Source organism: Arthrobacter sp. UC242_113 (assembly GCF_044054585.1).
Lineage (GTDB): Bacteria > Actinomycetota > Actinomycetes > Actinomycetales > Micrococcaceae > Arthrobacter.
In genome coordinates, this window is record NZ_CP171968.1 from 3,382,884 (window position 1) to 3,396,568 (window position 13,685).

Genomic DNA, 13,685 nt, shown 5'->3' on the forward strand with positions numbered 1-13,685 from the left:
TCCAGCGGATATCGGCCCCCGACGCCGGTTGGCGCAGGGGGTCGCCGAAGAAAAGTCAGGTGGTCAACCGGGCTGCTGCCAGAGTTCAAACAGCGGCCGCCGGGACCAATAGCGTTCATCGACGCAGGATGTGCCTCTCACGTGAAAATAGCCCGCCCTCCAAATTACGGAGCAAAGCGGGCATCACTGCACATCAAGTCCCATCAGTCTACCATCCGGGCGTTCCGGGCCCTATTTGCCCCGTCGCAACGCCGCTTTATCCCCTTCGCGGCACCGCCAGATAAGGCGTGATGCAGCTCACGGACAACAATGGACGACATTTGGGGCTGGCATGCTGGACATATGTCGAAGACTATTGCAGCGTTTCGCGCTCAGTGCGAATTTCCTGCTGGCAAGGCCAAGTACCGGCTGGACTGCAGGAATGCGCTTTTCCGGCGGGCTACTCAGCTTGGCGTGCGAATGTCCCGCCCGCCCGCCACCGAGCAGCGCGGGCGGCGGGCGCACTCTTTGCCGCGCCTTGCCGCTCATAGTCTTAACACCATCCCAACTGTTAGTTCCGTCACATCTGTGGCGGACCGACGCGGCCGGCACGGCAACTTCCCCTACGTGCCGGCACCTGTGACAAGGAAGAAGACTTGATGTCTGAACGCACCACCAGCATTTCCGATCAACCGTCCACAGAGCGTGCTGAATCCGGCCAGAGCAAGGAACCGCACCTCGCCCGTGGACTTGGCAACCGCCACATCCAGCTCTTGGCCATCGGCGGCGCCATCGGCACCGGCCTGTTCATGGGCTCCGGCAAGACCATCTCCCTCGCCGGCCCGTCCGTCATCTTCGTGTACATGATCATCGGCTTCATGCTGTTCTTCGTCATGCGGGCCATGGGCGAGATCCTGCTCTCCAACCTGAACTACAAGTCCTTCAGCGACTTCGCCGGCGACATCCTGGGCCCATGGGCAGGGTTCTTCACCGGTTGGTCCTACTGGTTCTTCTGGGTAGTGACGGGCGTGGCCGACATCGTGGCCATCGCCGGCTACGTGGACAAGCTGGCCCCGGGTACTCCCCTCTGGATCCCGGCACTGATCACGCCCGTGGTCCTCATCCTGCTGAACCTTCCCACGGTCAAGGCCTTCGGCGAGGCTGAGTTCTGGTTCGCCATCATCAAGGTTGTGGCCATCCTCGCCCTGATCGCCACCGGTGTGGTCATGATCGCCACCAACTTCACCTCGCCGAGCGGTGCGGTGGCCAACCTGGCGAACATGTGGAACGACGGGGGCATGTTCCCGCACGGCATGTTCGGCTTCATCCTCGGCTTCCAGATCGCCATCTTCGCCTTCGCCGGCATCGAACTCGTGGGCACGGCGGCCGCCGAAACCAAGGACCCGGAAAAGAACCTTCCCCGGGCCATCAACTCGATCCCGATCCGCGTCCTGCTCTTCTACGTGGGCGCCCTGGTGGTCATCATGGCCGTCAACCCGTGGCGCAGCATCGACGCCGCCAGCAGCCCGTTCATCGGCATGTTCACCCTCGCCGGCCTGGGCATCGCCGCCGTCGTGATCAACCTCGTGGTCCTCACCTCGGCCGCCTCCAGCGCCAACTCCGGCATCTACTCCACCTCGCGCATGGTCTACGGCCTCGCGCAGGACGGAAACGCCCCGAAGGCCTTCGGCAAGCTCAGCGTCCGCAAGGTTCCGCAGAACGCGCTTCTGTTCTCCTGCATCTTCCTGCTGGCCGGCCTGGTCCTGCTGTACGCGGGCGACTCCGTGATCGGCGCCTTCACCATCGTCACCTCCGTGGCCTCGGTGCTGACCATGTTCGTCTGGTCGATGATCCTGATCAGCTACATCGTGTTCCGCCGCCGCCGGCCGGAACTCCATGAGGCGTCAGCCTTCATGATGCCGGGCTCGGCCTTCATGCCCTACGTGGTGCTGGCCTTCTTCGTGTTCATGCTCGTAGCCCTGGCCCAGGCCGAGGACACCCGCCTCGCGCTGGTGGTTGCCCCAGTGTGGTTCCTGCTGCTGGGCGCTGCCTGGTACTTCAACCGCCAGACGCCGCTGCAGCAGGCCCGGATCGAGGAGTGGAAGGCCGAGGGCACCAGCGTCCCCGCCGCGGCCGCCAACTCCTAATTCAGCACCCCGAAAAACCGCGCTGCGGCCACCCAGGTGGCCGCGGCGCGGTTTTTCTTTGCCCCGATTCCCGGCCGGCCCGGTCCAGGTGCGCTCCGGGAAACGGTGAGGAAGGTGTTAAGCGGAAATTACACAGGCCGCCAGGCTCTGTAACACGTGCGGCGAAGGATGGACTCATGCCGGGCTGATGCCAGCGGCCGCAGCGTTCCTCCGCCGAAAGGATCTGACCGTGATCTTGAAGAACATCTTCCTTCAGGGCATCTTCCCGTTCGACGGTGCGGGGCTCGAAAAGGCCGTGCCCATCCACAGCCAGCTCTCCCATTTCGTCCCGGACGGCGTCATCAACCAGACCCTCTATTTCCGGGGCGGCAACTCCTCCGGGGAGCTGATCACGGTGGTGCTGATGCGCGACGGCGTGCCCATGCGGTACTTCCCGATTGCGGCCAGGGGCGACGTCCACGTCCCGCTCCGCGTGGTGGAAGACATCGACGGCGGCTCGCTGATCGAGCTGAGGCTGCTGGCGGACACGGGGGTCAGCGGATCCGTCGTTGTCGACATGGGCATGGTGGAACACTGATGACCGCCCTCGCCAGCCGCTCCGGGCGGAGCACGCCGGCTGATACGCGGCGCAGGCTCGTGGTGATCGGCAACGGGATGGCCGGTGCGCGTGCCGTCGAGGAAATCCTGGCCCGCGGCGGCGCGGTCCAGCACAGAATCACCATGTTCGGCGACGAGCCCTATGGCAACTACAACCGGATCATGCTCAGCCATGTCCTCTCCGGCGAGGAGGACGCGGATGGCATTTTCCTGAATTCGCTGGACTGGTACCGGGAGAACGGCATCACGCTGCACGCGGGAGTACGGGTCGAAAAAATCGACCGTTTCGCCAAGCTGGTGTTCTCCGACGACGGCCGGGCCACGCCGTACGACGTCCTGATCATTGCCACCGGCAGCCGCTCGTCCATGCCCGCCGTCGAGGGCCTGTACACGCCGGGAGGGCGGCTGCTGCCCGGCGTGTTCGCTTTCCGGACCATCGATGACACCCAGGGCATGGTGTCGTACGCCCAGCAGGACCACCAGCGCCGCGCCGTCGTGATCGGCGGCGGACTGCTCGGGCTGGAAGCCGCGCGGGGCCTGCAAAGCCATGGTGTCGGCGTCGACGTCGTCCATTCCGGCGGGCACCTGATGAACGCCCAGATGGGACCCGACGGCGGCGCGGTCCTGCGCCGCAGCGTGGAGGCACTTGGCATCAGGGTGCACACGAGCAGCCGGACCACTGCCATCCTGGGCGGCGACAAGGTGCGCGGCGTCCAGCTGCGGGATGCGCCGGACATCGCCTGCGACCTGGTGGTGGTGGCTGCCGGAATTCGCCCCAATGTGGAGGTGGCGGTGACCAGCGGCCTGCCGGTGGAGCGGGCCATCGTGGTGGACGACCATATGCGCGTCCCGGACGAGGACGAGATCTATGCCGTCGGAGAGTGCGTCCAGCACCGCGGGGAGGTGTACGGGCTGTTGGCGCCGCTGTGGGAGCAGGCCGCCGTGCTGGCCGACCATGTCACCGGAGCGAATCCGAAGGCAACCTACCTTGGCTCCCGCACCGCCACGAAACTCAAGGTGGCCGGCGTCGACGTCGCATCCATGGGGCTGCAGGCCCCGGAACGGGACACCGACGAGCACGTGGTGTTTTCCGAGCCCAGCAGGGGGGTGTTCAAGTCCATAGTGATCCGCGACAGCAAGATCGTGGGCGCCACGCTGCTCGGGGACAGCCGCAAGGTGGCCTTCCTGACGCAGGCGTTCGACCGTGGACTGCCGCTGCCCGAGGAACGGGTGTCCCTGCTGTTCGATCTGGGCGGGCCAGGCGAGGAGGCGGGCGTCGCCGAACTCGACGGCGACGCCCAGGTCTGCAACTGCAACGGCGTCAGCAAGCGAGCGATCGCGGACACCGTGCGCGGCGGCTGCACCACGCTGTCGGGCGTCATGGACGCAACCCGGGCCGGCAAGGGCTGCGGGTCCTGCAAGCTGCTGGTCCGGCAGGTGGTGGAATGGGCCGCCGACGGCTCCGTGGCGGAGGACCCGGCGGCGGCCTGGTACGTTCCCGGCGTGCCTCTGGAGAAAGCCGCGCTGATGGCGGCGATCCGCGCGCAGGGCCTGCGGTCGGTGTCCGCCGTGTTCGCGGCGCTGGCTCCGGGCGGCACCGAACACGCCAAATCGAAGATGGGCCTGGCGTCCCTGCTGAAGATGATGTGGGCCGGTGAATACGTCGACGAGCGCGATGCGCGGTTCGTCAATGACCGCGTCCACGCCAACATCCAGCGCGACGGCACCTTCTCGGTGGTGCCGCAGATGAAGGGCGGGGTGACCTCCCCGGAGCAGCTCCGCCGGATCGCCGACGTCGCGGACAAATACAACATCCCGATGGTCAAGCTGACGGGTGGGCAGCGGATCGACCTGCTCGGTGTTCCCAAGGAGGACCTGCCGAAGGTGTGGGCAGATCTGGGCATGCCTTCGGGCTACGCGTATGGCAAGAGCTTCCGCACCGTCAAGACCTGTGTGGGCCAGGAGTTCTGCCGCTTCGGCACGGGCGATTCCACGAAGCTGGGCATCGAGATCGAGTCGCGGTTCCAGGGCATCGAGTCTCCCGCGAAACTGAAGCTGGCAGTGTCCGGCTGCCCCCGGAACTGCGCAGAATCCCTGGTCAAGGACGTGGGAGTGGTGGCGGTCGACGGCGGACGCTGGGAAATCTACATCGGGGGCGCGGCGGGTGCCCACATCCGGAAGGGGGACCTGCTGGCCACCGTGGACGATCCCGGGACCGTGACGCTGCTGGCCGGTCGGTTCATGCAGTACTACCGGGAACACGCCAACTGGCTTGAACGCACATACTCCTTCGTGCCGCGCGTCGGGATTGACCACCTCCGCGCTGTGATCGTGGACGACGCAGAGGGGATCGCCGCCGGGCTGGACGAGGCGATGCAGCGGTCCGTCGACAGCTATACCGACCCCTGGGCCGAGCGCAACGATCCCTTCACCCCTGGCCAGTTCCGCACGTCGCTCCCGCTCGAGGTGCTCCCCCGGGTGCCGGTCCGATGAGCGCCGGACTGTCCGGCGATGGGCTGCACGTCCTCGGCCCCGTGGACCAGATCCCGGTAGGCGAGGGGCGCGCGTACGGGGTGGCCGGCGAACAGATCGCCGTGTTCCGCCTCCGGGACGGTTCCCTGCGCGCGGTGTCCGCTGCGTGCCCGCACAAAGGCGGCCCCATCGCCGACGGCACCATCGACCGGGACGTGGTGATGTGCCCGCTGCACCAGCACGCGTTTGACCTGGAGACAGGCTGCTCCACCACCGGCGCCGGCCCCCTGCGGAGCTACCCGGTGTTCGCCGACGGCTCGCAAAACGTGGTGGTCCGACTCCCCTGACTTGCCCTAGTTGGGCCCCCGATTCTGTGGCAGGGTGATCCCCATGGATCACGAAGGGCACGACGGCGCCGCGCGCCATTGGGACGAAATGTACCGCAGCAGGCCGCGCGTGTGGAGCGGCCGGCCCAACCCGCAGCTGGTGGCCGAAGCAACCGGGCTGGAGCCCGGCACTGCCCTTGACCTGGGCTGCGGAGAGGGCGCCGACGCCCTGTGGCTCGCCGAGCAGGGCTGGACGGTGACAGCGGTGGACGTCTCCGCCGTCGCACTTAAACGGGCCGAGCAGCACGCCGCGGATTCGGCGGCCAGGAGCCGCATCACGTGGCTGCAGCGCGACCTTGACGCGTGGGCGCCGGAGGAGCAGTTCGACCTCGTGTCCGCCCAGTTCCTGCACTCCACCGAGGCCCCATGGCAGCGGCCGCACCGGGTGGCAGCGGATGCGGTGCGACCGGGCGGGACACTGCTGATCGTCGGCCACCATCCCGACGGCCTGCCGCCCTGGCGGAGCACTTCGGATGAGGACAGCCACGCCGAGGGACACAGCCACTCGCACGGGGGCGACGGCCACGCGGGTTCAAGGATGCTCTTCACGGCGGAGCAGGCCGCGGCCGAGCTCGGCATCGCCCCGCCCGCGTGGCACGTGGAGGTTGCGGCCACCCGGGAACGGGCGGCCACGGGCCCGGACGGGCAGTCGGCCACGCTCGCCGACGCCGTCCTGCGCGCCACCCGCCTGCAGCAGCCGCGCTCCTAGAACCACCCACCCAATGTCTCCGGCGGGCGCCATGCTGGTGGGCCGCCGGAACTTCGACCTGACAAACGGCTGGGACGGCCAGCATCCCATCGACTGCCCCATCGCCGGACTCAGCCATTCCTAAGCTTGAGCAGACCGCGGCGTTCCAGGGCGACGCCGCCCCACCTCTACTACAGGGTCCTCCCCCGCATCTGACCTATTCCATTGGAGTGCAAGCTAGTGGGCGACGCGGGGCGCCATGGCGACCGCGGCGGCGGCGATCACCGCGGTCAGCACGAAGACGCCGGCGAAGGAAGCCGCCGTCGTCGTGAATGCCGTGAACACGATTCCTGTGGCGGCGAGCGCGAGGGCACCGCCCAGGGAATCGGAAATGGACATCGCCGAACTGTTGAAGCCTTCCGTGTCCGGCGTGGAAAGTGCCAGCGTCATCACGCTCAGCCTTGGATACGCCAGTCCCATCCCGCCGCCGGCAAGAACCCAGCCGGCAATCGCGACGGCGGCCGGCCAGCCAAGCGCCGTCGTCACCAGCGCCAGCGCAATGGCCAGCAGCACCATCAGGGAGCCGATCCGCACGGCGGCCGGGCTGCCCAGCCGCCCTCCCAGACGGCTTTGGATACCCGACGCCGCGGCCCAGGCGAGGGCTCCGCCGGTCAGCGTAAGGCCGGCGAACGTCGGCGAGAAGGCGTAGCGCTCCACGAGCAGGTACGGCAGGTACACCTCGGCACCGAAGAATCCGGCCGCAACCAGTCCGCGGATCAGGATCACGCTGGGCAGGCCCCGCCGGGCGGTGAGAGTTCCGGGCGGCATCAGCGGCCTGACGGCCAGCAGTGCAATCACGACGGCGGCCCCCGCCAGGAGCGGTCCGGCCGCCGGAAGCCCGGAGGACAGGTTCAGGCCCAGAACCGCAAGAGCGGCCAGGGCCGCCCAGGCCAACCGTCCCAGCGCCCAGGGCGCTTGCCCGCCCCCCGCATCTGCACCGTTCACGTTCGCGTTGCCGTTCACGTTGCCGTTGCCGTTCCCGTTCGCGTTGCCGGACCGGACGCCTCGCAGCGCAGGAAGGAGCATCGCCAGGGCAGGGAGTACCAGCACGACGACACCGAGGAACACCCAGTGCCAGCTCGCCAGTTGGGCCACAAGCCCGGCGGCGAACGGCCCCACGAGGGACGGGATGACCCACGCGGCGGAGAAGGCGGCGAAGATCTTGGGGTGCAGGACTGGCGGATAGACCCTGGCCACCACCACGTACAGGGCCACCGTCATGGCGCCGCCGCCCAACCCCTGCACCAGCCGGCCGGCCACCACCGCCCACATGGTGCCGGCTGTGCCCGCCACCAGCAGGCCCAGCGCAAAGACCGCCACGGAGGCGAGGAGCGGGCCGATGGGCCCGCGCCTGTCGGACCAGTTCCCGGCGCCCACCATGCCCACCACGCCGGTGGCCAGCGGGCCCGCGAAGGCGAGCGCGTACAGGCCGGCCCCGCCAAGCTCCCGGCTCACCACGGGCATGACGGTGGTGACGGCGAGGGACTCGAACGCGGCGAGAAATACCAGGGCGCAGGCCCCCACCGTCACCAGCAGGTAGGGCCGCTGGAGGATCCCGGCGCCGGGCGGGGCGGACACGGCAGATTCGTGCACGGTCAGCCCACCAGCTCGGGGGCGCCGGTGGTCACGGCGACAACGTCACCGCTGGCCGTCGAATCGGGGTTGAGCATCCAGCCCACCCGCTTGACCGTCCTCAGCATGACCACGCTCTCCACCAGCTCGATGCCCGGGATGCGCTGCTGAAGGGCCAGCTCAGCGGTCATGACATCAGCGAGCGACTGCAGCCACATGATGATGACGAAGTTGGTGCGCCCGGTGGTGGAGGCGCTCAGCCGCACATTCCGGAAGCTGCGGAGCTCCTCCGCCGCTGCCTCATGCTGGCCCGGCGGGACGTTGGCGAACCAGTGGCAGGTGACAGGGAAGCCCGAATACCTCTGCGCGATCTCGCAGCGGAAGGAGAGGACGCCGCTGGCAAGCACCCTGTTCAGCTGGCGCTGCACGGTGGCCGGATGCCGGCCCAGCGCCCTGGCGATTTCCGCCGCCGTCGCCCGGCCGTCCGTCGACAGGAACGGCAGGATCGCCAGATGGCTGGCAGGCAGCGGCTCCCCCACCGCCGCCGAGGGTGCCGACCCTGCGGCCTCGGGACCGGCGAGCGCCCTGAGCGCATGGAGCTGGCTGCGGTTGAGGACGTTGATGCGCCAGGCGTAGGCGCCGGTGTGCAGCCGCGTGGCAAGTGCGGTCTGGTATTTGACCAGCCCTTCAATGGCGTGCAGCTTCGACGCCACCGCGGTGAAGTGCTGCAGGGAGCCGGTGATGACCGTCAGCATCAGGTCCCGGTTGCTCGCTGCCTCCTCCACGGTGACGATCTCCGGCACCGCCGCCAGAGCCCGGGTGACCTCCGCCCGGCGGTGGAGTTCGCACTCGACATCAACGAACGCGAGGCACATCTTCTGCGGATCCCCCATCGGATGAGCCGTGACCCAGGCGGCACCGCCGGCGGTGAGCCGCTCCCACCGCGCGGCCAGGGTGGTGGCGTGCACGCCCAGGACCTCCGCGGCGTCGGCCCAACTCAGCCGCGGTGCGATCTGCAGGGCGTTGATCAGCGCGAGGTCCTCCTCCGTGACATCCAGCGGATCCTCCCTTCGGGTCGATACTGCACGAATCCTGCATTTCGGCCCGGGCTTTTGCATCTTTCCAGCACTTCGGCCGAGTGTGAAGCAGGCCACTCCAGAATAGACCCACAGCACCGGACCACCAACGAGGAGAACACGTGCCGATTGCCGCAGACGCCCGCCGCATGCAGGAAGACCTTGCCCGGTTCCGCCATGAGCTGCACCGGGAACCCGAAATCGGACTGCAGCTGCCGCGGACGCAGGAGAAGGTGCTGAAGGCCCTCGAGGGCCTGCCATATGAAATCACCCTGGGCGAGGAGACGACGTCGGTCACCGCAGTTCTGCGCGGCGGGGCTACCGGCGCATCTTCAGGCACCGCTCCCGCCGTGCTGCTCCGGGCAGACATGGACGGGCTTCCCGTCCAGGAGAAGACCGGCGTCGGATACACCTCCACCATCGACGGCGCCATGCACGCCTGCGGCCATGACCTGCACACCTCCATGCTCACCGGCGCAGCCACGCTCCTTGCCGAGCGGCAGCACCGGCTGGCGGGCGACGTCGTCCTGATGTTCCAGCCCGGCGAGGAAGGCTTCGACGGCGCGAGCTACATGATCCGCGAAGGCGTCCTGGACGCAGCCGGCCGGCGCGTGGATGCGGCCTACGGCATGCACGTGTTCTCCTCGCTCGAGCCGCACGGAACGTTCTGCACCAAGCCCGGTGTGATGCTCAGCGCCTCCGACGGCCTGGTGGTCACCGTGCTCGGAGCCGGCGGCCATGGCTCCGCCCCGCATTCGGCCAAGGATCCGGTGACGGCCGCGGCCGAGATGGTCACGGCCCTGCAGGTCATGGTCACGCGCCAGTTCAACATGTTCGATCCCGTGGTCCTCTCCGTCGGCGTGCTCCATGCGGGCACCAAGCGCAACGTCATCCCCGAAACGGCCCGGATCGAAGCCACCATCCGCACGTTCTCCGAAGAGAACCGGCAGCGGATGATGGACGCAGTCCCGCGGCTGCTCAAGGGCATCGCGGCGGCACACGGCCTCGACGTCGACGTGGACTACCAGCAGGAATACCCCCTCACCATCACAGACCAGGACGAGACGCACACCGCCGAAAAGGTCATCTCCGAACTGTTCGGCGACTCGAGGCTCTCGCGGTGGGCCACACCGCTCAGCGGCTCCGAGGACTTCTCCCGGGTCCTGGCCGAGGTGCCCGGCACGTTTGTCGGGCTGAGCGCCGTCCCCCAGGACGCGGACCACGCCACCTCCCCGTTCAACCACTCGCCGTACGCAACGTTCGACGACGGCGTGCTGGCTGACGGGGCCGCGCTCTACGCGGAACTCGCCATCACCCGCCTGGATGCCCTGGCCGCTGCCGGCGCCCGGGTCCCCGCTTCCGTTCCGGCTCTCTAGCCCGCCCATACCAGGGAGACAACCATGACCGCCATCATCAACACCCAGCGCGAGGGCCGGATCACGACCCGCAAGACCATCATCGGCACCGGCATCGGAAACGCCGTCGAGTGGTACGACTGGGCCATCTACGCCACCTTTACGCCCTTCATCGCCAGCCAGCTGTTCAGCAAGTCCGACCCCGCTTCAGCCGTACTGTCCACGCTGGCGATCTTCGCCGTCGGCTTCGTTGCCCGTCCGTTTGGGGGCTTCCTGTTCGGCTGGATCGGTGACCGGGTGGGCCGCAAGGCGTCCATGACGCTCGCCGTCGGCCTGGCGTCGCTGGGCAGCCTGATGATCGGCATCGCCCCCACGTTCGCCAGCGTCGGCGCCTTCGCGTCGCTGATGCTGCTGGTGGCCCGGCTGGTCCAGGGCCTGGCCCACGGCGGCGAGCTGCCGTCGTCGCAGACCTACCTCTCCGAAATGGCGCCCCGGGAACACCGCGGCTTCTGGGCTACCCTGATCTACACCTCCGGCACGGTCGGGATCCTGTTCGGCACGCTGCTGGGCGCCGTCCTGAACATGGCACTGACCACGGAGGTCATGAACGCCTGGGGCTGGCGCATTCCGTTCCTGATCGGAGCCGCGATGGGGCTGTACGCACTGATCATGCGGTCCCGGCTGCACGAGACGGATGTATTCGAGGGCGAGACCGCCACGGAAAAGCGCGCCCCGCTCTGGCCGCAGATTGTCCGGTACCGCAAGCAGGCAATGCAGGTGATCGGCCTGACCGTGGGCCTCACAGTGATCTACTACATCTGGGGCGTGGTGGCACCCAGCTATGCGACCACTGCGCTGAAGATCGACCGCGGCGAGGCACTCTGGGCCGGCGTCATCGGCAACATTGTCTTCATTGCCGCGCTTCCGGTCTGGGGCAAGCTCTCGGACCGGATCGGCCGCAAGAAGGTGCTGTGGGCAGGCGCCATCGGTTCCGCCGTCATGCACTTCCCGATGACGTGGCTGCTGAAGGATTCCGCTTGGCAGCTGGCCGTGAGCATGTCCGTGATGCTCATCTTCATCGCCGCGAGCGCCGCCATCGTTCCAGCCGTGTACGCCGAGCTGTTCCCCACGAGCATCCGCACGGTCGGCGTAGGGGTGCCCTATTCCATCTGCGTGGCGGTGTTCGGCGGCACGGCGCCCTACCTGCAGCAGTGGCTGGGAACCACCATCCACATGCCGGACCTGTTCAACGTCTACGCGGTGGTGATGCTGGCCGTCAGCGTGGCGTTCATCTTCACCATCCCCGAGACCAAGGGCAAAGACCTCACGCACTAACCTCCCCAACCAGGTAGCAGCAGAGGGCGTTCCCAGCGCTGGGAACGCCCTCTGCTGCTACCTACATGGGCTCACTAGCCGCCGACGAACCTGTCCCGCCCTGCCCGGTAGCCGAACACGGCGGCCAGCGTACCCACGGCCAGGAACAGGAGCCCCGCCGCAGCGAAGGACCCGGTGCCCTGGTGCAGTTGGCCCACCAGCAGCGTGCCGGTGGAGCCCAGCCCGTAGCCCACCCCCTGCATCATGCCGGAGAGGTGGGCTGCGGAATGCCCGTCGCGGGTCCGGAGCATGATCATGGTCAGGGCGACGGCGGTGAGGCTTCCCTGGCCCAGCCCCAGCAGGCCGGTCCACACCCAGATCAGATCAAGCGGGCCGAAGATGCTGAGGGCAAAGCCGCCGCCGGTCATGAGCGCCACCACGGCATTGATCACCCGCTGGTCGCGGAACCGGGCGGCGAGCGCCGGAGCGAACAGCGACCCGAGCATCTGCAGCACAATGGACACGGACACAATCAGCCCGGCCGTTCCGCCGTCCACCCCGCGCTCGCGCAGGATCGGCGCGAGCCAGGCGAAGACGCTGAAGGACATCATCGCCTGCAGCACCATGAAGATGGTGACCTGCCAGGCCACCGCCGAGCGCCACACATTCACGCCGTCCCGCACCGTCTTGTGCTGCCCGTGCCGCTGCCGTACGGCCACCGGCAGGAAGAGCAGAAGTACGACGGCGGCCGGTGCCGCCCAGAACCACAGCGCCGACGTCCACTGGCCGGTAGCGCTGAAAACGGGGTAGGTGAAGCCGGCGCCCAGGGCGGCGGAGGCGCAGATGGCCGTGGTGTAGAGGCCGCCCATCAGGCCGAGCCGGTGCGGAAAGTCTCGCTTCACCAGCCCGGGCAACAGGACGTTGCATAGCGCAATGGCGGCCCCGCACGCGGCCGTCCCGGCGAACAGTGCCGGCAGGTGCCCGGCGCCCGGAATTTCGGCCGGCCGGAGGAGCAGGCCAGCTGTCAGGACTGTCATCGCTCCGAGCAGGACCCGCTCCGCGCCGAACCGGCGGGCCAGGACCGGAGCCAGCGGCGCGAAAACGCCGAGCAGGGTGACGGGAACCGTGGTCAGCACAACCACTGCCCAGCCGGGCAGGCCGGCGTCGGACGTCACCTCGGGCAGCACCGCCGAAAAACTGGAGAACACAGTCCTCAGGTTCAGTCCGATCAGCACCAGGCACAGGCCCAGGTAGGCCAGGGCCCGGCGGCCGGTCACGCGAGTGGGTTCGGCGGCGGGGACGTCGTCGGCCTCTGCGTCCACGAGGGTGTCCGCGCTAACGGATGGACGCTGCGGCAGGCTGCCGTGGCTGCGGGAATTCTGGGCATCGATCACCCGCCCATTCTTGCAGTCCCCCTGCGCGTGGCCGGGCTGCCGGGCCTGGGTGGTTATCCACATACGGGAGCAGCACGGTAGAGCATGCAGCCGGCAGCCAATACCCTGGTCGGCACCTAGCTGTTTCCAGGGCCAGCCCGGCCGACTTGAAGAAGGGGAAACCATGAGCTTTCCCCAGGCGCCTGAGCCCGGCGCTCCGCCGCCACCGTACGGCCCCATTAGTCCGGGTCCTCGGGACCAAGGTCCCGGCATGCAGGCATATCGCGCCAGAGCCCGGGCGGGTACGGCGAGGCACTGGCCGCTCTGGTCTGCGGAGCCCTGATTCTGCCTTGCGGAGTCGTCACTATCTATCCCGCCATGCTGGCTATGCTGTTCAACCGGCCCGACACAGGCAGTAACGGCAAAGAGTGGGTGGCGAACATTGTCTTCTACAGTCTGCCTGCGTTGTTGGCAGCGTTGTCCCTGACCTTGGGACTCATTGCCCTAAAGCGGTCGGTGCGAGGTTCCGGTGTGCGGCGCACAGGTATCGCGGGACTCATCGTGGCAGGCGTGGAGACGGCCATAATTGTCTTTCCGTTGTTCAGTGGCGAGTTCGGTGCCTTCTCGTGACCCCCGGCCCCGCTCCACTATTGCGAAAGCGCCGGA

11 protein-coding genes are annotated in these 13,685 nt (G+C 67.9%); 8 read left to right on the forward strand and 3 right to left on the reverse strand.

Features of this window, described 5'->3' with window-relative positions; all coding sequences use genetic code 11:
* Positions 1–638: 638 nt before the first annotated feature.
* The 5 genes from cycA (at position 639) to ACHMXB_RS15490 (ending at position 6,290) form a co-directional block, all read left to right on the forward strand.
* Positions 639–2,126 (forward strand): D-serine/D-alanine/glycine transporter, encoded by a 1,488-nt coding sequence (gene cycA / locus ACHMXB_RS15470; protein WP_395399714.1) that lies wholly within the window; start codon positions 639–641, stop codon positions 2,124–2,126.
* A 229-nt stretch (positions 2,127–2,355) separates the two neighbouring features.
* The gene (locus ACHMXB_RS15475; RefSeq protein ID WP_190604760.1) at positions 2,356–2,703 is read left to right on the forward strand and encodes a molybdopterin oxidoreductase; all 348 of its coding nucleotides are present in this window, start codon (positions 2,356–2,358) and stop codon (positions 2,701–2,703) included.
* Positions 2,703–5,216 (forward strand): nitrite reductase large subunit NirB, encoded by a 2,514-nt coding sequence (gene nirB, locus ACHMXB_RS15480; RefSeq protein WP_395399716.1) that lies wholly within the window; start codon positions 2,703–2,705, stop codon positions 5,214–5,216. Before ACHMXB_RS15475 ends, nirB begins: the two co-directional genes overlap by 1 nt.
* Positions 5,213–5,542, forward strand: a complete 330-nt coding sequence (locus ACHMXB_RS15485) for a Rieske (2Fe-2S) protein (RefSeq protein ID WP_395399718.1) — start codon at positions 5,213–5,215, stop codon at positions 5,540–5,542. Before nirB ends, ACHMXB_RS15485 begins: the two co-directional genes overlap by 4 nt.
* A 43-nt stretch (positions 5,543–5,585) precedes the next feature.
* Positions 5,586–6,290 (forward strand): SAM-dependent methyltransferase, encoded by a 705-nt coding sequence (locus ACHMXB_RS15490; RefSeq protein ID WP_395399720.1) that lies wholly within the window; start codon positions 5,586–5,588, stop codon positions 6,288–6,290.
* Between the two features lie 216 nt (positions 6,291–6,506).
* Here the strand turns inward: ACHMXB_RS15490 and ACHMXB_RS15495 are convergent, their stop codons facing one another.
* The gene (locus tag ACHMXB_RS15495) at positions 6,507–7,907 is read right to left on the reverse strand and encodes an MFS transporter (RefSeq protein ID WP_395399722.1); all 1,401 of its coding nucleotides are present in this window, start codon (positions 7,905–7,907) and stop codon (positions 6,507–6,509) included.
* Positions 7,908–7,924: 17 nt separating this feature from the next.
* On the reverse strand, positions 7,925–9,019 hold the full coding sequence (locus ACHMXB_RS15500) for an Lrp/AsnC family transcriptional regulator (protein ID WP_395399724.1): 1,095 nt from the start codon (positions 9,017–9,019) through the stop codon (positions 7,925–7,927).
* Positions 9,020–9,099: 80 nt separating this feature from the next.
* Between ACHMXB_RS15500 and ACHMXB_RS15505 the strand changes: the two genes are divergently transcribed.
* Both ACHMXB_RS15505 and ACHMXB_RS15510 read left to right on the forward strand, forming a co-directional pair.
* Entirely contained in the window at positions 9,100–10,353 is a 1,254-nt protein-coding gene (locus tag ACHMXB_RS15505) for a M20 family metallopeptidase (RefSeq protein ID WP_395399726.1), read from the forward strand.
* Between the two features lie 24 nt (positions 10,354–10,377).
* Positions 10,378–11,667 carry an MFS transporter gene (locus ACHMXB_RS15510; protein WP_395399728.1) on the forward strand — a complete coding sequence of 430 codons (1,290 nt, stop codon included), beginning with the start codon at positions 10,378–10,380 and terminating at the stop codon, positions 11,665–11,667.
* Positions 11,668–11,741: 74 nt separating this feature from the next.
* Here ACHMXB_RS15510 and ACHMXB_RS15515 read toward each other — a convergent pair whose 3' ends face one another.
* Positions 11,742–13,040 (reverse strand): MFS transporter, encoded by a 1,299-nt coding sequence (locus ACHMXB_RS15515; RefSeq protein ID WP_395399730.1) that lies wholly within the window; start codon positions 13,038–13,040, stop codon positions 11,742–11,744.
* 357 nt (positions 13,041–13,397) lie between these two features.
* Here ACHMXB_RS15515 and ACHMXB_RS15520 point away from each other — a divergent pair, with 357 nt between their 5' ends.
* On the forward strand, positions 13,398–13,649 hold the full coding sequence (locus tag ACHMXB_RS15520; RefSeq protein WP_395399732.1) for a hypothetical protein: 252 nt from the start codon (positions 13,398–13,400) through the stop codon (positions 13,647–13,649).
* Positions 13,650–13,685 lie beyond the last annotated feature (36 nt).

What these genes read in the sequence shown, in the direction of transcription:
- cycA (WP_395399714.1), top strand. Translation starts at nt 639, where the DNA reads ATGTCTGAACGCACCACCAGCATTTCCGATCAACCGTCCACAGAGCGT.
- nirB (WP_395399716.1), top strand. Translation starts at nt 2,703, where the DNA reads ATGACCGCCCTCGCCAGCCGCTCCGGGCGGAGCACGCCGGCTGATACG.
- ACHMXB_RS15485 (WP_395399718.1), top strand. Translation starts at nt 5,213, where the DNA reads ATGAGCGCCGGACTGTCCGGCGATGGGCTGCACGTCCTCGGCCCCGTG.
- ACHMXB_RS15490 (WP_395399720.1), top strand. Translation starts at nt 5,586, where the DNA reads ATGGATCACGAAGGGCACGACGGCGCCGCGCGCCATTGGGACGAAATG.
- ACHMXB_RS15500 (WP_395399724.1), bottom strand. Translation starts at nt 9,019, where the DNA reads ATGCAAAAGCCCGGGCCGAAATGCAGGATTCGTGCAGTATCGACCCGA.
- ACHMXB_RS15510 (WP_395399728.1), top strand. Translation starts at nt 10,378, where the DNA reads ATGACCGCCATCATCAACACCCAGCGCGAGGGCCGGATCACGACCCGC.
- ACHMXB_RS15520 (WP_395399732.1), top strand. Translation starts at nt 13,398, where the DNA reads ATGCTGGCTATGCTGTTCAACCGGCCCGACACAGGCAGTAACGGCAAA.